The organism is Pseudomonas sp. B6002 (assembly GCF_013385985.1).
GTDB lineage: Bacteria > Pseudomonadota > Gammaproteobacteria > Pseudomonadales > Pseudomonadaceae > Aquipseudomonas.
Window position 1 is genome coordinate 129,198 of record NZ_JACAOY010000001.1, and the last position, 18,934, is coordinate 148,131.

Genomic DNA, 18,934 nt, shown 5'->3' on the forward strand with positions numbered 1-18,934 from the left:
CCATGGGCTTTCGCCTGTCGAAGATCTACACCCGTACCGGCGACAAGGGCGAAACCGGCCTCGGCGATGGCCGCCGCGTGCCCAAGGACCACCCACGGGTGGAGGCCATTGGCGAGGTCGATACGCTGAACAGTCAGTTGGGGTTGCTGCTGGCCAACCTGGAAGAACAGAGCGGCAAGCACCCGGAACTGAAGGATGTGATCGAAGTGCTTACGCCGTGCCAGCATCGTTTGTTCGACCTGGGCGGTGAGCTGGCGATGCCGGTGTACAAGGCGTTGAACGCGGCGGAAGTGGATCGGCTGGAAGCAGCGATTGACCGCTGGAATGAGGAAGTGGGGCCGCTGGAGAACTTCATCCTGCCCGGTGGTTCGGCGCTGATTGCCCAAGCCCATGTATGCCGCAGCCTGGCGCGCAGTGCAGAGCGGCGGTGTCAGCAGTTGAATGCGGTGGAACCGTTGGAAGGCGTGGGGTTGGCGTATATCAATCGGCTGTCGGATTTGCTGTTTGTGGCGGCGCGGGTGATTGCCAAGCGCCAGGGTGTGGCGGAGGTGTTGTGGCAGGCGGCTGCCAAGCCCCACTGAGGATTGTGTATTGACTGGTCTGGCGCCATCGCCGGCAAGCCGGCTCCTACAGGGGAATGCATTTCAACTGTAGGAGCCGGCTTGCCGGCGATGGCGTCTTCAAGGCCACATCAAACCTCAGGCCAAAACGCCCGAATGCCAGCCACACCCTGAGCCCCAGCGTCCCAAGCCTGTTCACGCTCAGCCGGCCCCACCCCACCCAGCAGAAACACCGGCTTGCTGAACCCACTGATCAACTGCGCCGCCTGCTCCCAACCCAACGGCTGCGCATCAGGATGAGTCTGGGTCGGTTGCACCGGTGACAAGGTGACAAAATCCACGTCCATCAACTCGGCCAGCGCCAGTTCTTCAGCGTTGTGGCAAGAAGCCGCCAACCAGCGGTCCTTGGGCAGCGGCCGGCCTTTGCTCGCGTATTTGCGCAGTTGCGCCGAGGTCATGTGCCAGCCCGCCGAGGGGAAATCCCCCAACCATTCAAATGGCCCTTTGAGCATCAATTGCGCCTTGCCTGCGCACAGCCCCACTGCATCCACCGCCAGGTCACGGTACTTGGGGTCGTAGCCATTGGGCGCTCGCAGTTGAACCAGCTTGATGCCGCCAGCAATGGCTTTCTGGATACCGCGCAACAATGCGGGGGTTTCCAGCTCGCCAGGCGTGATCAAGTACTCGGCCGGCAAACGCGCGGCTGCAACGATGGGCGCATTGGCAGCCGGGAATTCATAGTTGATCAGGTCTCGCGGCGCCACCCATTCCAACGGCTGCCCTTCGGCACCATGGGGTTCGCCGGTAAAGGCCGAGACTTCCCAGACATCCAGCAACACCTGCTTGTCCGGGTAGTCATGCTGTACTTTGATCAACGGGCGTGCCGTGGTGACCTGGATGCCCAGCTCTTCCTGCAATTCGCGGGACAGTGCGGTTTCGACCGATTCGTCGGCCTCCACCTTGCCCCCGGGAAACTCCCAGAGACCGCCCTGATGCTGGGTATCGGCGCGGCGCGCCAGCAGGATCCTGCCGTCGACACCGCGGATCACCGCTGCTGCTACATGCACTCGTTTCACCGCGCTTATCCTCTTAGGTACGGTATTCCGCGTTGATCTTCACGTACTCGTGGGACAGGTCGGTGGTCCAGATGGTTTCGCTGCACTCACCGCGCCCCAACTCGATGCGGATGGTGATTTCTTCCTGTTGCATCACCGCCGAGCCCTGGGCTTCGGTGTAGGTCTCGGCACGGGCGCCACGGCTGGCGATGCACACGCCGCTGAGGAATACGTCGATCTTGCTCACGTCCAGGTCCGGCACACCGGCACGGCCGACGGCCGCCAGGATACGGCCCCAGTTCGGGTCGGAGGCGAACAGCGCGGTCTTGATCAGCGGCGAGTGCGCCACGGTGTAACCCACGTCCAGGCATTCCTGGTGGTTGCCGCCGCCATTGACTTCAACGGTAACGAACTTGGTCGCACCTTCGCCGTCACGCACGATGGCCTGGGCCACGTCCATGCACACTTCAAATACCGCCTGCTTCAACGCGGCGAACAGCGGGCCGCTGGCCTCGGTGATTTCCGGCAGGTTGGCCTGGCCGGTGGCGATCAGCATGCAGCAGTCGTTGGTGGAGGTATCGCCATCGATGGTGATGCGGTTGAACGACTTGTTGGCGCCGTCCAGGATCAGGCTGTGCAGCACGTCGCGGGAGACTTTGGCGTCGGTGGCGATGTAGCCGAGCATGGTGGCCATGTTCGGACGGATCATGCCCGCGCCCTTGCTGATGCCGGTCACGGTGACGGTCACGCCGTCGTGCACGAACTGGCGGCTCGCGCCTTTTGGCAGGGTGTCGGTGGTCATGATGCCGGTGGCAGCGGCAGCCCAGTTATCCACAGACAGGTCGTCCAGTGCGGCTTGCAGGGCACCTTCGATTTTTTCGACAGGCAACGGCTCGCCGATCACCCCGGTGGAGTACGGCAGCACTTGGCTGGCATCCACGCCCGTCAGTTGGGCCAGCTTGGCGCAGGTGCGCGCAGCGGCCACCAGGCCTGGCTCGCCGGTACCGGCGTTGGCATTACCAGTGTTGGTCAGCAGGTAACGAATGTTGCCGGCTACACGCTGCTTGGCCAGGATCACCGGCGCTGCGCAGAACGCATTGAGGGTGAACACGCCAGCGACGGTTGAACCTTCGGCACAGCGCATCACCACCACATCCTTGCGCCCCGGGCGCTTGATGCCGGCCGAAGCGATACCGAGTTCAAAACCGGCAACCGGGTGCAATGTGGGCAAAGGACCAAGACCAACAGCCATGAATGCGCTCCTTAAAAATGAGGTGATATCTGTGCCGTCGTGAGCGACGGTGAAATTAATGGCAAAACGCCGCGACGGCAAAGGCCGGTCGCGGCGCGGGGTGTTGCAGCGTCAGGCAAAAATCTTAGTTGATTTCGCCGTGGCAGTGTTTGAACTTCTTGCCCGAACCGCACCAGCACAGTTCGTTGCGGCCCAGCTTCTGGTCGTTGCGAACCGGCGTCTGAGCCAGGGCCACATCGACCTCTTCGCCCAGCACTTCAGGTTGCTCAAGACCCGGGGCTTCGTCGTGCTGGAACTGCATGCGCGCAGCCAGAGCCTCGGCTTCCTGACGCAGGCGTGCCTCTTCCTCGATCGGGTCTTCGCGACGCACCTGAACGTGGGACAGCACGCGAATCGAATCGCGCTTGATCGAATCCAGCAATTCGGAGAACAGCGTGAACGACTCGCGCTTGTACTCCTGCTTCGGGTTCTTCTGGGCGTAGCCGCGCAGGTGGATACCGTGACGCAGGTGATCCATGGTCGACAGATGGTCTTTCCACAGGTCGTCCAGCACACGCAGAACGATTTGTTTCTCGAAGGTGCGCAGTGCTTCGGCACTCGCCTGCTCTTCTTTCTCGTTGTACGCGGCCAGCAGCTCGGTCATCAGCTTCTCGCGCAGCGTCTCTTCGTACAGGTGGTCGTCTTCGTCCAGCCATTGCTGAACCGGCAAGTCCACACCGAAGTCGCTCTTGAGCGCCGCTTCCAGGCCAGCAACATCCCACTGCTCTGGCAGGGACTGTGGCGGGATGTGTGCGCTGACGGTAGCGTTGAGCACGTCCTGACGGAAATCCGCGATGGTCTCGCCAATGTTGTCGGCGGCCAGCAACGTGTTACGCATGTGATAGATCACTTTACGCTGTTCGTTGTTGACGTCATCGAACTCGAGCAGTTGCTTACGAATGTCGAAGTTGCGGCCTTCAACCTTGCGCTGCGCTTTCTCGATGGCGTTGGTCACCATGCGGTGCTCGATCGCTTCACCGGACTGCATGCCCAGGGCCTTCATGAAGTTCTTCACGCGGTCCGAGGCGAAGATGCGCATCAGGCTGTCTTCCAGCGACAGGTAGAAGCGGCTGGAACCGGCGTCACCCTGACGACCGGCACGACCACGCAGCTGGTTGTCGATACGGCGCGATTCGTGACGCTCGGAAGCGATCACCTGCAGGCCGCCGGATTCCAGCACGGCCTGGTGGCGTTTCTGCCAGTCGGCCTTGATCTGGGCGATCTGCTCGGGGCTCGGGTTTTCCAGGGCCGCGACTTCCACTTCCCAGTTGCCGCCCAACAGGATGTCGGTACCACGACCGGCCATGTTGGTGGCGATGGTCAGTGCGCCTGGGCGACCGGCCTGGGCGATGATCTCGGCTTCTTTTTCGTGGAACTTGGCGTTGAGGACCTTGTGCTCGATGCCTTCCTTGTTGAGCAGGTTGGACACGTGCTCGGAAGTCTCGATGGTGGCAGTACCGACCAGGATCGGGCGACCCTGGGCCATGCCGTCCTTGATGTCATTGATGATTGCCGCGTATTTCTCTTCGGCCGTCAGGAACACCAGGTCGTTGAAGTCTTTACGCGCCAACGGCTTGTTCGGCGGGATGACCATCACGGCCAGGTTGTAGATCTGGTGGAATTCGAACGCTTCCGTGTCGGCCGTACCGGTCATGCCGGACAGTTTGTTGTACAGACGGAAGTAGTTCTGGAAGGTGGTGGACGCCAACGTCTGGCTTTCGGCCTGGATGTTGAGCACTTCCTTGGCTTCGATGGCCTGGTGCAGGCCTTCGGACAGACGACGACCCGGCATGGTACGCCCGGTGTGTTCGTCGACCAGGACCACCTGGCCATCCTGCACGATGTATTCGACGTTGCGGTGGAACAGCTTGTGGGCGCGCAGGCCGGCGTAAACATGGGTCAACAGGCCCAGGTTATGCGCCGAGTACAGGCTCTCGCCTTCAGCCAACAGGCCGATCTGAGTCAGCATGTCTTCGACGAACTGGTGACCGGCTTCGTTGAGTTCGACCTGGCGGGTCTTCTCGTCGATGGTGAAGTGACCTTCTTTGGTCACCACGCCTTCGACTTCTTCAACGTGCTGGGTCAGGCGCGGAATCAACTTGTTGATTTCGGTGTACAGGCGCGAACTGTCTTCGGCCTGGCCGGAGATGATCAGCGGGGTACGGGCTTCGTCGATGAGGATGGAGTCGACTTCGTCGATCACGGCAAAGTTGAGTTCGCGCTGGAATTTTTCTTCCATGCTGAACGCCATGTTGTCGCGCAGGTAGTCGAAACCGAATTCGTTGTTGGTGCCGTAGGTGATGTCGGCAGCGTAGGCCGCGCGTTTTTCTTCCGGCGGCTGGAACGGCGTTACCACGCCGACGGTCAGGCCGAGGAATTCATACAGCGGGCGCATCCAGTTGGCATCCCGGCGAGCCAGGTAGTCGTTCACCGTCACAACATGCACGCCCTTGCCGGACAATGCGTTGAGGTAAACGCCCAGGGTTGCTACCAGGGTCTTGCCTTCACCGGTACGCATTTCGGCAATCATGCCTTCATGCAAGGTCATGCCGCCGATCAACTGAACGTCGAAGTGGCGCATGCCCATGACACGCTTACCGGCTTCACGGGCGACCGCAAAGGCTTCGGGAAGCAGCTTGTCGAGGGTTTCACCTTTGGCTATGCGGGCCTTGAACTCTTGGGTCTTGGCGCGCAATTGGTCGTCCGAAAGGGCAACCATCTGCTCTTCGAAGCCATTGACCAGCTGCACCGTCTTGAGCATGCGTTTAACTTCGCGCTCATTCTTGCTTCCAAAAAGTTTCTTTAACAAAGGCGCAAACATATCGGCAGGTTCTTCCACACATAGGGATGGAGGGCGCACCGTGAGTGGCCCGAGCAGCCCTCACGGCCGCATGCGAACGCGCATTCTACCCGGATTCGTGGGTGAGGAAAGTGGCGTTGTTCCCCGATGCTGGCATGGTGCTGTGAGAGGGCTTGTTTAAAATAAGGGCTTTTGCTGGAACTTCAACCCATGGCGTGCAGAAGTTACCTATTGATTTTGCGGTCTTTGGCCTGTCATTGCATTGCCAGGGGGCCTGCGGGCGCTTTCTGTTAAGATGGCAGCTCTGTTACTTAAGGTGTCTAAACATGGCATTTCGCCCTCATACAGCTCGCATTCCCAGCGTGTTGCTCCGCGAAGCCAAGCCGTTGAAAGCCATCTTTGGCCACGCGCAACGCCTGGGCCATTTGCAGCGCCTGCTCGAAAGCCAATTGCAACCGGCCGCACGTGAACATTGTCATGTGGCGTCCTGGCGTGAAGGCAATTTGCTGTTAATTGTCACCGACGGTCATTGGGCCACGCGTTTGCGTTACCAGCAAAAGCGCCTGCAGCGTCAATTGATGGCGTTCGATGAATTCGCCAACCTGATGCGCATCCAGTTCAAAGTGCAGCCGCCCACCGTGCAACAGGGCGCAGTGGGGCACACAATGGACTTGTCGGTGAATGCCGCCGAAACCATCCAGGCGACGGCCGACGGCATCAGCGACCCGGGCTTGCGCGCCGCCCTGGAACGGCTCGCCGCCCACGCCAAGCCCAAGGCCTGAACCGTTACTTGCGCTTGCTGCCCCCCAGCAACGATCCCAGCAAACCGCGCACCAACTGACGCCCCATCTGATTGGCCGCCTGCTGCATCGCGGATTTCAGCGCCTTGCCTGCCGTGGTGCCCAGAAAGGCACCCGCCTTGTCCGTAAAGCTCGGCTCTTCGGCAGCCGGCTTGGCCTCTTCGGTCGGCCCAAGCTCCTTGCGCGCCATCAGCACTTCATAGGCCGATTCCCGGTCAATCGGCTTGTCGTAGCGCCCCAGCAACGGCGAACTGGCGATCAGCGCGGCGCGTTCGGCCTCGCTGAGCGGCCCGATACGCGACTGCGGCGGCGCCACCAGTACGCGCTGGACGACTTCCGGCGTGCCTTTTTCCTGCAGCGCGCCCACCAAGGCCTCACCCGTGCCCAGCTCGGTCAGCACCGCCAGGGTATCGAAGGTCGGGTTGGGCCGAAAACCGTCTGCCACTGCCCGCAGGGACTTCTGTTCTTTGGTGGTGAACGCCCGCAGGCCGTGCTGGATGCGCAGGCCCAATTGCGCCAGGACCGTGTCAGGCAAATCCCCCGGAGACTGTGTGACAAAGTAAACGCCAACGCCTTTGGAGCGAATCAACCGCACCACTTGCTCCAACCGCTCCTGCAACGCCTTGGGCGTATCGGCAAACAGCAAGTGGGCCTCATCGAAGAACAGCGCCAACAACGGTTTATCGGCATCGCCGCGTTCAGGCAACTGCTCGAACAGCTCCGCCAACAGCCACAGCAGGAAGGTCGCGTACACCTTGGGCGCCTCATGCACCAGACGGCTGGCGTCGAGCAGGTGGATACGCCCTCGCCCATCACTGGCGGGTTGCAGAATGTCTTCCAGCTGCAAGGCTGGCTCGCCAAACAAGGCTTCCGCGCCCTGTTGCTCCAACACGGCAAGACGCCGTAACAGGGCCTGGCTGGAGCCGGTGGTCATCAGCGCCGCGTCGTCGCCCAGCAGTTCCGGGTGGTAACGCAGGTGGTTGAGCAGTGCTTTCAGGTCTTTGAGGTCCAGCAGCAGCAAGCCTTCGCGATCGGCCACTTTAAAGGTCGCATAGAGCGCTGACTGTTGGCTGTCGGTAAGTTCCAGCAGCGCGCCGAGCAGCAATGGGCCCATTTCACTGATGGTGGTGCGCAATGGATGACCGGATTGCCCGTGGATATCCCACAACGTCACGGGGTAGGCCTTGGCCGTGTACCCCAGGAAAGGCATGCCGGCGATGCGCTCGGCCACCTTGCCCTGCGGATTGGCTGCGGCCCCGAGGCCACACAGGTCGCCCTTGATGTCCGCCGCAAATACCGCCACGCCCGCGTCACTGAAGGCTTCCGCGAGGCGCTGCAAGGTGACGGTCTTGCCCGTGCCGGTCGCACCGGCAATCAGCCCATGACGGTTGGCCAGGCGCATGGCCTGGGCGACGGGTTGGCCGTCCAGGCCCGCGCCGATAAGGAGTTGCGTGGTATCAGGCATTTCGTCACCTCTGGTTAATCTTTAGTGCCGCCAGGTCGATATAGAGAGGTGTGAGACCCACAAAGTCTAAAAATAGGTCGGATAGTTCCTACAGGGACCAACGGAGCTATCGCAAGAAATATCACACCTTTTTTGACGCTGCCATTTTGCGCATCCCATAAGGACGCGCTTCGGATAATAAGACCTTAGCGGACCCTACAAGCCATGAATAAAAATCTGCGCTTCAGCCACAAAATCCTGCTTGCAGCCTCCCTTATCGTCATCGCCGCTTTTGCGCTGTTTACCCTCTACAACGACTACCTGCAACGCAACGCCATCCGCGACGACCTCAACAATTACTTGCATGAAATGGGTGATGTCACCGCCAGCAACATCCAAACCTGGCTTACCGGGCGCATTGCCCTGGTTGAAAACGCCGCGCAAAACATCGCCATCAACCCCGAGCCCTCCGCCGTTGCCAGGCTGCTGGAGCAGAAAGCCCTGACCTCCTCGTTCATGGCGACCTACGTGGGTGACAGCAAGGGCGCGTTCACCATCCGCCCCGACACCAAGATGCCGGACGGCTTCGACCCGCGTGTCCGCCCCTGGTACAAAGGCGCCCAGGCCAGCAACGGCTCGACGCTCACCGAGCCCTACATCGATGCCGCGACCGGCAAACTGATTATTTCCATCGCTACCCCCAGCACCCAGGGCGCCCAGAGCATTGGTGTCGTGGGTGGCGACCTGAGCCTGCAAACCCTGGTGGATAACATTGGCGCGCTGAACTTCGGCGGCATGGGTTATGCGTTCCTGGTCAGCGCCGATGGCAAGGTGCTGGTGCACCCGGACAAGAACCTGGTGATGAAGACGCTGGCCGATGTGTACCCAAAAAACACGCCAACGATCAGCACCGGCTTCAGCGAGGTCGAGGCCAACGGCAAGGACAACATCGTGACCTTTACACCGATCAAGGGTCTACCCTCGGTGAACTGGTATCTCGGCATTTCGGTGGATAAAGACAAATCCTTCGCCATGCTCAGCGAATTCCGCACCTCAGCGGTGATTGCCACGGCCATTGCCGTGGTGATCATCATCGCCCTGCTCGGCATGCTGATCCGCATCCTGCTGCAACCACTGCACGTGATGACCCGCGCCATGCAAGACATCGCCGACGGTGAAGGCGACCTGACACGCCGCCTGGCGATCCAGAACCACGACGAATTCGGCACCTTGGGGAACGCCTTCAACCGCTTCGTAGAACGTATTCATACGTCGATCCGCGAAGTGTCCTCGGCCACCGAGCAGGTCAATGAAGTGGCGTTGCGCGTGGTGAGCGCCTCCAACTCATCGATGGTCAATTCCGATGAACAGGCCAACCGCACCAACAGCGTGGCGGCCGCCATCAACCAACTGGGCGCCGCCGCCCAGGAAATCGCGCGCAATGCGGCGCAAGCCTCGCACCAGGCCAGCGATGCACGGCACCTGGCCGAAGATGGCCAACAGGTGGTGGAGCGCAACATCAAGGCGATGAATCAGCTGTCCGAGATGATCAGTGCCTCCAGCAGCAATATCGAGGCGCTCAACAGCAAGACGGTGAATATCGGGCAGATTCTCGAGGTGATCACCAGCATTTCCCAGCAAACCAACTTGCTGGCGCTCAACGCCGCGATCGAAGCGGCCCGTGCCGGGGAAGCGGGTCGCGGGTTCGCCGTGGTGGCCGACGAGGTGCGCAACCTGGCCCATCGCACCCAGGAGTCGGCGCAACAGGTGCAAAAGATGATCGAGGAGTTGCAGGTCGGAGCCCGTGATTCGGTCAGCACCATGGGTGAAAGCCAGCGTCACAGCCATGACAGCGTGGAGATCGCCAACCTGGCCGGTGAACGCCTGAACAGCGTGACCCAACGCATTGGCGAGATCGATGGCATGAACCAATCGGTGGCCACCGCCACCGAGGAGCAGACCTCGGTGGTCGAGTCGATCAACATGGACATTACCGAGATCAACACCCTCAATCAGGAAGGCGTCGAAAACCTGCAATCCACCCTGCGCGCCTGCGCAGACCTGGAGCAACAGGCGGCGCGCTTGAAACAGTTGGTGGGCAGCTTCCGGATCTGACCCGCGTGGGGTGTTACTTGCCCTCCGGTTCGACCTTGCCCTTCTCTTGCTCCCACAGCTCGGCGGCCCCCGGAAACTCGGTGCCGTCGTCGCTGCTCAGTTCTTCCGGGTCAAACCGGCTCAAACAGCCCTCCCCCAGGGTGGCGGGTGCCTTGGAAGTGGCTTTGTCCAGGGGATCGCTCATGGTCCGAACCTCTACGCCAAACAAAGAAAAAGGGCCTGGGACGATTTAACGCCCAGGCCCTTCATTCTTCAATCAAAACCCTTGGATCAGAACACGACGGTCTTGTTGCCGTGTACCAACACGCGATCTTCCAAGTGGTAACGCAGGCCACGGGCCAAGACCATCTTCTCGACGTCACGGCCGAAACGCACCATGTCTTCGATGCTGTCACTGTGGCTGACACGCACCACGTCCTGCTCGATGATCGGGCCGGCGTCCAGCTCTTCGGTGACGTAATGGCACGTCGCGCCAATCAGCTTCACGCCACGCAGGGAGGCCTGGTGATAAGGCTTGGCACCAATGAACGACGGCAGGAAGCTGTGGTGAATGTTGATCACCTTGCCCGCGTACTCACGGCACAGTTCCGGTGGCAGGATCTGCATGTAGCGCGCCAGCACCACCACATCCGCTTCATGCTGCTTGACCAGGCGGGAAACCTCGGCGAACGCCGGTTCCTTGTCCTGCGGGTTGACCGGGACGTGGTAGTACGGGATGCCGTGCCATTCGACCATGCTGCGCAGGTCGTCATGGTTGGAGATCACACAGGCGATTTCACAGTCCAGCTCGTCGCTGTGCCAGCGGTGCAGCAGGTCGGCCAGGCAGTGGGACTCGCGACTGGCCATCAATACCACGCGCTTCTTCTGCTCGGTGTCGGTGATCTGCCAGGTCATCGAAAACTCTTCGGCGATCGGCGCAAACGCCTCGCGAAAAGCCTCAAGACCAAACGGCAGTGTGTCGGCACGAATCTCGTGACGCATGAAGAACCAACCGCTGAGATTGTCCGAGTGATGGCTCGCCTCGGTGATCCAACCGTTGTGGGAAGCCAGAAAGTTACTGACCTTGGCAACGATGCCAACCCGGTCCGGGCAAGCAATCACCAGCCGAAAAGTGCGCATTAGGGGGAAACTCCAGAACTTCACAAAGGCCGCCATTCTAGCGATTGCGCAGAAAATCTGCAGTATTCCTTGTGGCTTATTCTGATCCTTCGCGCCGGCCACGCCCCTTAATAGCGTAAGGTTTTACGATCGCTACATGACCGTAAAACGGCAAACCCCACGAAATATCAAAAAACAACGGTGATTATCTTTAGCGCTACGACCTACTAATTAACTCGATTGCATAGCTTCACCACAAACATTCAAAGTAATTCACATAAATGCCTTGTTAAATGTTTACTTGATGAAATTGCCTGACTATTATTGGCCCATTCCCCCTGTCAACCCGCGCTCTACATAAGGTAGTCCACATGTCTCTGATCAACGAATACCGTGCCACCGAAGAAGCTATCAAAGAGCTGCAAGCCCGTTTGAAGAACCTGTCCCAAGACGACAAGCTGCAAACCGAGCTGGAATTCGAAGGCAAACTGCGCGCCCTGATGGGTGAATACTCCAAATCCCTGCGTGACATCATCGCGCTGCTGGATCCTGAGTCGAAAGTTAAAGCTCCACGCGGCGCTGTAAAAACTACCGGCACCAAGCGCGCTCGCAAGGTCAAGCAATACAAGAACCCGCACAACGGCGAAGTGATTGAAACCAAAGGTGGCAATCACAAGACCCTGAAAGAGTGGAAAGCCAAGTGGGGCGGTGATGTGGTTGAAGGCTGGGCAACCCTGCTGGGCTAAGCCTCATCGGGCTTGCGCCTGATACGCCACACATTAAAAACGCCAGCCTGCTGGCGTTTTTTATTGCCTGGGTATTTGTTATTACCCGATTACAGGTTCAGGCGAGCCGCTAAAGAATCGGCATAATCCTGCCATTGGTCGAGCACCTGGCGCTGATGCGACGTAGCACTAACAGCCAACTCCTGCGCGGCCTGTTTAAATGCCTCAAGGGTATTGGGCGCGCCCCATTCCTCGCTCGACAAACGCTGCTGACAAAATAGTTGCCAGCGTTGTTGTTCCTCGCTGTTCAAGGTTTCAGGAAAGTTACGCGCACGGTAGCGAAACAATAATTCCGGCAAGCGATGATCATCGAACGGCCACTGCTGGCGCGCTAACTCCAGCGGCTCAGCAGCCCGTACTTGTTCACATAAACGACGATCGCGATCACCGATAAAACCATCGTAGAGCTGCTGCTCCGGGTCCGAACTCGGTTCAAAATCTTCCTCGGCGTAAATGGTCGCCAACTTGTCCTGCCACACTTCCTGTGCGTCAGTAAGTCGCAGTGCATTCGCCAGACAAGCGTCCTTATCCAACTGAAGTCGCTGGAGGTCTGGCCCACGCAACACATTCAACGGGGCGACGACCGGACAACGGTTGATATGCAACAACTTGAGCGGCACCGGTAACTCACCGTCGGCCAATTCATCACGGCGAGTGTAAAGGCGCCTGCGCAGCGTATCCGCATCGAGTTCCAGCAAACCTTGCGGGTCCTGGCCCAGGTCGCACACGATCAGCGCATTGCGATTGCGCGGGTGCCAGGCCAGCGGCAGCACGACACCCAGGTAATGACGCTCGGCAGAAAAACGCCCCGATATGTGCACCATCGGTTGCAGCAGGCGCACCTGATCCATCACCCGTTGCTTGCTGCGCAACTGAAACAGCCACTCATACAGCTTGGGCTGTTTTTCACGAACCAGACGCGCCAAGGCGATGGTGGCGCGCACATCAGACAACGCATCGTGGGCCTGGCCATGGTCGATGCCGTTGGCTTCGGTCAGCCGTTCCAGCTTGAGGGTGACGCGCCCATCTTGCTCGGGCCAGACAATCCCCTCAGGCCGCAACGCGTAGGCGGTACGAACCACGTCGATCAGATCCCAGCGGCTGTTGCCGCCCTGCCACTCACGGGCGTAGGGGTCGAAAAAGTTGCGATAGAGGCTGTACCGCGTCATTTCATCGTCGAACCGCAGGGTGTTATAGCCGGCACCACAGGTTCCCGGGGCGGCCAGTTCTGCATGTACGCGGGTCATGAAGTCGGCTTCAGCCAGCCCCTTCTCGGCAAGGATGCCGGGCGTGATACCGGTGATTGCGCACGCGGCCGGGTGAGGCAGGATGTCGTCGCTGGGCTGGCAGTAAAGATTGACCGGCGGACCGACCTCGTTGAGTTCGAGGTCGGTACGAATCCCGGCCACCTGCAGCGGGCGATCGCTGCGCGGGTTGATACCGGTGGTTTCGTAGTCGTACCAGAAAATGGTGGTCACGGGCTGTTCCTGTGCTGAAGATCGACAGAGTCTAGGCGTTGAAAGGCGTCAGAGGCCAGCGATAGATAGCTGTACAAATACCCAGTAAAAACTTGAATGGTTGCTTCCACCGTCGACACTGCTAGCATCCGTGTCACTCAGCCGCTACGCACTGCCAAGGATCGCAATGCCATCAGTCCCGTTGGATACCCGCTACCAGATCGAGACCCCGGAGGGTATCGATCTGCCCTTGCGCCCGGCAGGCTTGCTGCCCCGCGCACTAGCCTTTGCCTTTGACCTGGGTGTACGCGGGCTGATCATGGGTATCCTGCTCGTGCCTTTGGCCTTGTTGGGCAATATTGGTATCGGCCTGGGCTCATTGCTGCTGTTTCTGGTCAGCTGGTGGTACATGGTGCTGTTCGAAGTACTGAACCAGGGCAGTTCTCCCGGCAAGCAAGTCATGGGCTTGAGGGTCGTGCAGGATGACGGCACGCCCGTTGGCTGGTCCGCGTCACTGATCCGCAACCTGCTGCGTTTTGTCGACATGCTGCCCTTCGGCTACTTCCTCGGTGCCATCAGTTGCCTGCAACACCCTCATTTCAAGCGCCTTGGCGACCTGGCCGCAGGCACGCTGGTGATCTACCGCGAACAGCCACTGGCTCGCCCACAGGTGCCTCAAGCCCAGCCGTTGCGCCTGCCATTCCCACTGGAGTTGAGTGAACAGCGAGCGATCCTTGGTTTTGCCGAACGCCAGGGTGAACTGTCTGCCGAACGGGTGCATGAACTGGCCTCCATCCTCGCCACCCCCCTGCAGGTGTCTCCGGCCCGCGCCGTCGAACAACTCAATGGCGTGGCCCGCGGACTGTTGGGGCCAGCATGAAGCAGAGCCTCTTCGAAAGCCGTCACCAACGCCAATGGCAGTCCTTTGCCGAGCAGTTGAAACAGTTGGAGCAAGGCAAAGCCAGGGCGAGTGACATGGCGGACTTCCCCCACCACTATCGAAGGTTGTGCCAGCACCTCGCCCTGGCCCAGGAACGCGGCTATAGCAGCTACCTGGTCGATCCCCTTCAGCAACTCGCCCTGCGTGGCCACCAGCAGTTGTATCGTCATCGCAGCCAACTGACGGCGAATGTCCTCGGCTTCATCCTGGCGGGCTTTCCACGCCTGGTACGCGAGCAATGGCGCTTCGTGCTGATCGCAAGCCTGCTGTTCTTTACCAGCCTAGTGGGCATCGCCTTGCTGGTCTATCTGTTCCCCGACCTGATCTACAGCATCGTCAGCCCCCAGCAGGTCGCCGAGATGCAAGCCATGTACAACCCCGATGCCAGCCGTCTCGGCCGCGCCGCCGACCGTGCCTCCAGCGAAGACTGGATGATGTTCGGCTACTACGTGATGCACAACATCGGCATCGCTTTCCAGACCTTCGCCGCCGGCCTGCTGTTTGGCCTGGGCAGCGTGTTCTTCCTGATATTCAACGGTTTGATCATCGGAGCAATCTCCGGGCACCTGACCGAAATCGGTTACGGCCAGACCTTCTGGTCGTTCGTCATTGGCCACGGTGCCTTCGAATTGACGGCCATCGCCCTGGCTGGTGCGGCAGGCTTGCAACTGGGCTGGGCGTTGATTTCGCCAGGGCCACTCACCCGGGGCGAATCCCTGCGCCTGGCCGCACGCAAAAGCGTGCAGATGCTCTGCGGCGTCATGATCTTCCTGTTGATCGCAGCGTTTATCGAAGCGTACTGGTCTTCCACGACGACGATCGCGCCCTGGGTCAAATACCTCGTGGGCGCCACACTCTGGCTGCTGGTAGCCGCTTATTTGACCTTTGCCGGGCGGACCTCTCATGCGCCTGAGTGATGCCAGCGTCGTGATCCGCCCACGTACTACCTGGGAAGCCATGGACCTCGGCGTACTCATGGCTCGCCAGCATCGTGGGCTGTTGATGAGTAGTTGGGCGCTGGTGACCTTGCCAGTCTTTGCGCTACTCACCGTTTTGCTCTGGGACTTCCCCACGCTCGCCATGATCCTGTTCTGGTGGCTCAAGCCCGCCTTCGACCGGCTTCCCCTGTACATCTTGTCCACCGCACTGTTTGGTGACACCCCAAGCCTCAAACACGCGGTGCGCCACTGGCCAAGGCTGCTCAAAGGCCAGTTGCTGGTCAGCCTGACCTGGCGCCGGTTCAGCCTCAGTCGCAGCTTCCTGCTGCCGGTCAGCCAACTCGAAGGGTTGGACGGCCAGGCACGCCAGCGACGCCTGGGCGTGTTGCTACAGCACAACGCCGGGGCTGCACGATGGCTTACCCTCCTCGGAATGCATCTGGAAATCGGCCTGTGGTTCGGCTGCATGGCCCTGTTCTACTTCTTCATTCCCCAGCAGGTCGAAATGGACTGGGACTGGCAACGGCTGGCACTGGCGACCGCCTCCGAAGGCTTATGGCTGGAACACCTGGGCAACGCGTTCTACGCCCTGGTGCTGGTGTTCTGGGAGCCCATCTACGTTGCCTGCGGCTTCAGCCTTTATCTCAACCGCCGCACCCTGTTGGAAGCCTGGGACCTGGAACTGGTGTTTCGCCGCCTGCGCCAGCGCCTGGCCAACGTTGCGACGTTGATGTTGCTCGTGGTCGGGTTGATGCTCATCCAAACCAGCTCTCCGGCCTTGGCTGGGGAGCCCAATAGCAGCAAGCCGCTAAGCACCCAAGCCGCTAGCCAGTCGATCAAGGCACAGTTGGAAAAGCCTCCTTTCAAAAACCCGGAAACCGTCACCCGGTACCGCTTCGGCGAGGAAAAAACCGCCGTCAAAAACCGCACGCACAGCGAAGGCAAGTTACCCGCCTGGCTGCAGGCACTGCTGGACAGCTTCAACAGCACTACCTTCAAGCACGCGGCCCAAGGCCTGGAAGTCATCCTGTGGAGCGTGCTGATCGGTGGCCTGGCGCTGTTGGTCTGGCGCTATCGGGACTGGGTTCGCGCCTTCGTCAGCCGACGCCCCACTCTCCCGCACAAAACGCCCAAGCTGGCTCCTGCTCAATTGTTTGGCCTTGATCTGGGCATCGAAACGTTGCCCGAGGACATCGCCAGCACCGCCGAAGCACTCTGGGCGACGCGTCCCAGGGAGGCCCTTGGGCTGCTGTATCGCGGTTTGCTCAGTCGACTGCTTCACGACTTCCACCTGCCGCTTAAAGAAGCCGACACCGAAGGCCAGGTCCTGGAGCACGTTCACCACCTGCAACAACCACAGTTGCTGGCCTTCAGTGATGAACTGACTCGCCACTGGCAGAACCTCGCCTATGGCCACCGCCTGCCACCCGCCGCAGCCCAGCAAAAGCTGTGCAGTGATTGGCGTATGCTGTTCAGCTCGGGGGCCGCACGATGAATCGGCTACTGCTGTGGACGGGACTGTTGCTGGCATGCCTGCTGGGGGCCGGTGCGTTTTACGCCTGGCACAAGGCAATCCCCTATGAAGAAGTCGTCGACCGGGGGCCATCGCCGGAAGCCCAGGCGAACCCTTACCTGGCGGCCGAACACTTTCTGCGCCAGCAGGGCCTGGCCGTGGCACATGCCAATAGCCTTGAAGGGCTCGCCGACCTGCCGCCCAAAGGTAATAGCCTGCTGTTACTGGGTGAACGCAGCACGATGACGCCAGGCCAGGTGAACCAACTGCTCGACTGGGCAAAGTCCGGCGGCCATCTGTTGGTGGTTGCCGAAGCCTTGTGGGATGAAGAGACCGGCACCAGCGGCGACCTGCTGCTCGATCGCTTGAATATCCATCAGGCATTGAGCGAGGCATTCGACGAACCGGCTTCACCGCGCAACAAAAAGAAAGCGCCAGACCTGACCAAGCTGTATGTCGACAATGAAACCGCTCCGGCCTATTTCAACTTCGACACCGACTTCAACCTCACCGACCCCAAGCACCTGGCGCAATTTTCTGCCAACAGCGCCAAGTCCAGCCACCTGATGCAACTGGACTTTGGGCAAGGCAGCGTGACCGTGGTGACCGACAGCGATGTATGGAAGAACGCTGCTATCGGCCACTATGACAATGCCTGGCTGCTCTGGTACTTGAATCAGGGCACGGATGTGACCTTGCTGTTCCATACCGATGTGGACAGCCTGCTCACCCTGCTGATGCGTTACTTTCCCCAGGCGGTGGTGGCACTTGTCGCGCTGATAGCCCTGGCACTCTGGCATGCCGGTATGCGCCAGGGCCCTATCCAGGCGCCGGCCCCCAGGGCTCGCCGCCAATTGCAGGAACACCTTCAGGCCAGTGCCGATTTTCTGCTCCGGCGCGTCGGCCAAGGTGCCTTGCTACGTGCATTGCAACAAGACATTCAACGCGCCGCCCGCCGTCGTCACCCAGGCTTTGAACATCTCGAAACAGCAGAACAGTGGCAGGTGCTCGAACGCCTGACGCACCAACCCTTGCACGTCATCAGCCAGGCCCTCGGACCACTTGCGGCAAAACGGCTTAACAGCGCCGATTTCAGCCGTCAGGTGGCATGCCTGCAAACCCTCAGGAATGCCCTATGAGTGATTTTCCAACGGCGAGTGCCCTGCCCACCGAAAGCCTTCAACACGCCAGCAGACAGGCGCAGGATCTGCGCATTGAACTGCGCAAGGCGGTGATCGGCCAAGACCAGGTGATTGACGATGTGCTGACGGCATTGATTGCCGGTGGCCACGTGCTGCTCGAAGGCGTACCTGGCCTCGGCAAGACGTTGCTGGTGCGGGCGCTGGCGCGGTGTTTTGGCGGTGATTTCGCGCGCATCCAGTTCACGCCCGACCTGATGCCCAGCGATGTGACCGGCCATGCCGTGTACGACCTGCACAGCGAACAGTTCAAGTTGCGCAAAGGCCCGCTGTTCACCCATCTGTTGTTGGCCGACGAAATCAATCGCGCGCCCGCCAAGACCCAGGCCGCACTGCTCGAAGCGATGCAGGAGCGCCAGGTCACTCTTGAGGGTGAAGCACTGCCTCTCGGCCAGCCGTTCATGGTATTGGCAACCCAGAACCCCATCGAACAGGAAGGCACCTACCCCCTGCCCGAAGCCGAGTTGGACCGGTTCATGCTCAAGGTGCGCATGGATTACCCGGATGCCCAGCAGGAGCTGGATATGGTGCGCGAAGTCACCCGCTCGTCCCGAGCCGACATGCTCGACGTGCAGCCATTACGCACCGTGCTTCAGGCCCAGGACGTCGTGCAATTGCAGCAAATCGCCAGTGAATTGGCCTTGGATGAGCAGGTGCTCGACTATGCCGTACGACTGGCCCGCGCCACCCGCAGCTGGCCGGGCTTGACTATCGGTGCAGGCCCACGAGCCTCCATTGCACTGGTGCGCGGTGCCCGGGCCCGGGCCTTGTTGCGCGGCGGCGAATTCGTCACCCCGGACGACATCAAGGGTTGTGCATTGGCAGTATTGCGCCATCGGGTACGCATTGCGCCAGAGCTGGACATCGACGGGTTGGAGGTCGACCAAGTGCTCCAGCAGTTGCTGGATCAGATCCCGGCGCCACGGCAGTGATCCTTCC

16 protein-coding genes and 1 pseudogene are annotated in these 18,934 nt (G+C 60.3%); 10 read left to right on the forward strand and 7 right to left on the reverse strand.

Annotated features, from left to right (window positions below; genetic code table 11):
• Positions 1 to 2: 2 nt before the first annotated feature.
• A complete protein-coding gene (locus HX792_RS00635) occupies positions 3 to 581 on the forward strand; it encodes a cob(I)yrinic acid a,c-diamide adenosyltransferase (RefSeq protein WP_176994320.1) in 579 nt (192 codons plus the stop codon).
• 110 nt (positions 582 to 691) lie between these two features.
• Here the strand turns inward: HX792_RS00635 and HX792_RS00640 are convergent, their stop codons facing one another.
• The 3 genes from HX792_RS00640 to secA all read right to left on the reverse strand — a co-directional run bounded on the left by HX792_RS00640 (position 692) and on the right by secA (position 5,727).
• The gene (locus HX792_RS00640; protein ID WP_176994321.1) at positions 692 to 1,636 is read right to left on the reverse strand and encodes a Nudix family hydrolase; all 945 of its coding nucleotides are present in this window, start codon (positions 1,634 to 1,636) and stop codon (positions 692 to 694) included.
• A gap of 13 nt (positions 1,637 to 1,649) precedes the next feature.
• Entirely contained in the window at positions 1,650 to 2,867 is a 1,218-nt protein-coding gene (gene argJ / locus HX792_RS00645; RefSeq protein WP_176994322.1) for a bifunctional glutamate N-acetyltransferase/amino-acid acetyltransferase ArgJ, read from the reverse strand.
• A gap of 124 nt (positions 2,868 to 2,991) precedes the next feature.
• Positions 2,992 to 5,727, reverse strand: a complete 2,736-nt coding sequence (gene secA / locus HX792_RS00650; protein WP_176994323.1) for a preprotein translocase subunit SecA — start codon at positions 5,725 to 5,727, stop codon at positions 2,992 to 2,994.
• Positions 5,728 to 6,032: 305 nt separating this feature from the next.
• Between secA and HX792_RS00655 the strand changes: the two genes are divergently transcribed.
• Positions 6,033 to 6,488 carry a DUF721 domain-containing protein gene (locus tag HX792_RS00655; RefSeq protein ID WP_176994324.1) on the forward strand — a complete coding sequence of 152 codons (456 nt, stop codon included), beginning with the start codon at positions 6,033 to 6,035 and terminating at the stop codon, positions 6,486 to 6,488.
• A gap of 4 nt (positions 6,489 to 6,492) precedes the next feature.
• Here HX792_RS00655 and HX792_RS00660 read toward each other — a convergent pair whose 3' ends face one another.
• Positions 6,493 to 7,971, reverse strand: a complete 1,479-nt coding sequence (locus tag HX792_RS00660; protein WP_176994325.1) for a helicase HerA-like domain-containing protein — start codon at positions 7,969 to 7,971, stop codon at positions 6,493 to 6,495.
• A 204-nt stretch (positions 7,972 to 8,175) separates the two neighbouring features.
• Between HX792_RS00660 and HX792_RS30510 the strand changes: the two are divergent.
• Both HX792_RS30510 and HX792_RS30515 read left to right on the forward strand, forming a co-directional pair.
• Positions 8,176 to 9,207, forward strand: a pseudogene (locus tag HX792_RS30510) (cache and HAMP domain-containing protein); the annotation flags it as partial.
• Positions 9,208 to 9,300: 93 nt separating this feature from the next.
• The gene (locus tag HX792_RS30515; protein ID WP_371319318.1) at positions 9,301 to 10,065 is read left to right on the forward strand and encodes a methyl-accepting chemotaxis protein; all 765 of its coding nucleotides are present in this window, start codon (positions 9,301 to 9,303) and stop codon (positions 10,063 to 10,065) included.
• 13 nt (positions 10,066 to 10,078) lie between these two features.
• Here the strand turns inward: HX792_RS30515 and HX792_RS00670 are convergent, their stop codons facing one another.
• Both HX792_RS00670 and purU read right to left on the reverse strand, forming a co-directional pair.
• A complete protein-coding gene (locus HX792_RS00670) occupies positions 10,079 to 10,249 on the reverse strand; it encodes a hypothetical protein (protein ID WP_176994327.1) in 171 nt (56 codons plus the stop codon).
• Positions 10,250 to 10,335: 86 nt separating this feature from the next.
• On the reverse strand, positions 10,336 to 11,184 hold the full coding sequence (gene purU, locus HX792_RS00675; protein WP_176994328.1) for a formyltetrahydrofolate deformylase: 849 nt from the start codon (positions 11,182 to 11,184) through the stop codon (positions 10,336 to 10,338).
• Between the two features lie 350 nt (positions 11,185 to 11,534).
• Here purU and mvaT point away from each other — a divergent pair, with 350 nt between their 5' ends.
• A complete protein-coding gene (gene mvaT, locus HX792_RS00680; protein WP_016970296.1) occupies positions 11,535 to 11,909 on the forward strand; it encodes a histone-like nucleoid-structuring protein MvaT in 375 nt (124 codons plus the stop codon).
• 89 nt (positions 11,910 to 11,998) lie between these two features.
• Here the strand turns inward: mvaT and sbcB are convergent, their stop codons facing one another.
• The gene (gene sbcB / locus HX792_RS00685) at positions 11,999 to 13,426 is read right to left on the reverse strand and encodes an exodeoxyribonuclease I (protein WP_176994329.1); all 1,428 of its coding nucleotides are present in this window, start codon (positions 13,424 to 13,426) and stop codon (positions 11,999 to 12,001) included.
• A gap of 166 nt (positions 13,427 to 13,592) precedes the next feature.
• On the opposite strand from sbcB, the gene HX792_RS00690 reads away from it, so the two are divergent.
• The 5 genes from HX792_RS00690 to HX792_RS00710 are packed head-to-tail and all read left to right on the forward strand — an operon-like array spanning position 13,593 to position 18,927.
• Complete coding sequence (locus HX792_RS00690) at positions 13,593 to 14,285, forward strand: RDD family protein (RefSeq protein WP_176994330.1); 693 nt, start codon at positions 13,593 to 13,595, stop codon at positions 14,283 to 14,285.
• Positions 14,282 to 15,262 (forward strand): stage II sporulation protein M, encoded by a 981-nt coding sequence (locus HX792_RS00695; RefSeq protein ID WP_176994331.1) that lies wholly within the window; start codon positions 14,282 to 14,284, stop codon positions 15,260 to 15,262. Before HX792_RS00690 ends, HX792_RS00695 begins: the two co-directional genes overlap by 4 nt.
• Positions 15,249 to 16,778, forward strand: coding sequence for a DUF4129 domain-containing protein (locus HX792_RS00700; RefSeq protein ID WP_176994332.1), 1,530 nt, complete (start codon positions 15,249 to 15,251; stop codon positions 16,776 to 16,778). The genes HX792_RS00695 and HX792_RS00700 overlap by 14 nt, the downstream gene beginning before the upstream one ends.
• Positions 16,775 to 17,935: a DUF4350 domain-containing protein gene (locus HX792_RS00705; protein WP_176994333.1), complete on the forward strand. Its 1,161-nt coding sequence runs from the start codon at positions 16,775 to 16,777 to the stop codon at positions 17,933 to 17,935. The genes HX792_RS00700 and HX792_RS00705 overlap by 4 nt, the downstream gene beginning before the upstream one ends.
• On the forward strand, positions 17,932 to 18,927 hold the full coding sequence (locus HX792_RS00710; protein ID WP_176994334.1) for a MoxR family ATPase: 996 nt from the start codon (positions 17,932 to 17,934) through the stop codon (positions 18,925 to 18,927). Before HX792_RS00705 ends, HX792_RS00710 begins: the two co-directional genes overlap by 4 nt.
• Positions 18,928 to 18,934: the final 7 nt, after the last annotated feature.

Bases quoted from the DNA above. Each gene is read 5' to 3' on its own strand.
- HX792_RS00710 (WP_176994334.1), top strand. From the start codon at position 17,932: ATGAGTGATTTTCCAACGGCGAGTGCCCTGCCCACCGAAAGCCTTCAA.
- secA (WP_176994323.1), bottom strand. From the start codon at position 5,727: ATGTTTGCGCCTTTGTTAAAGAAACTTTTTGGAAGCAAGAATGAGCGC.
- purU (WP_176994328.1), bottom strand. From the start codon at position 11,184: ATGCGCACTTTTCGGCTGGTGATTGCTTGCCCGGACCGGGTTGGCATC.
- argJ (WP_176994322.1), bottom strand. From the start codon at position 2,867: ATGGCTGTTGGTCTTGGTCCTTTGCCCACATTGCACCCGGTTGCCGGT.
- HX792_RS00705 (WP_176994333.1), top strand. From the start codon at position 16,775: ATGAATCGGCTACTGCTGTGGACGGGACTGTTGCTGGCATGCCTGCTG.
- HX792_RS30515 (WP_371319318.1), top strand. From the start codon at position 9,301: ATGGTCAATTCCGATGAACAGGCCAACCGCACCAACAGCGTGGCGGCC.
- mvaT (WP_016970296.1), top strand. From the start codon at position 11,535: ATGTCTCTGATCAACGAATACCGTGCCACCGAAGAAGCTATCAAAGAG.
- HX792_RS00670 (WP_176994327.1), bottom strand. From the start codon at position 10,249: ATGAGCGATCCCCTGGACAAAGCCACTTCCAAGGCACCCGCCACCCTG.
- HX792_RS00690 (WP_176994330.1), top strand. From the start codon at position 13,593: ATGCCATCAGTCCCGTTGGATACCCGCTACCAGATCGAGACCCCGGAG.
- HX792_RS00695 (WP_176994331.1), top strand. From the start codon at position 14,282: ATGAAGCAGAGCCTCTTCGAAAGCCGTCACCAACGCCAATGGCAGTCC.
- HX792_RS00660 (WP_176994325.1), bottom strand. From the start codon at position 7,971: ATGCCTGATACCACGCAACTCCTTATCGGCGCGGGCCTGGACGGCCAA.
- HX792_RS00700 (WP_176994332.1), top strand. From the start codon at position 15,249: ATGCGCCTGAGTGATGCCAGCGTCGTGATCCGCCCACGTACTACCTGG.
- HX792_RS00635 (WP_176994320.1), top strand. From the start codon at position 3: ATGGGCTTTCGCCTGTCGAAGATCTACACCCGTACCGGCGACAAGGGC.
- HX792_RS00655 (WP_176994324.1), top strand. From the start codon at position 6,033: ATGGCATTTCGCCCTCATACAGCTCGCATTCCCAGCGTGTTGCTCCGC.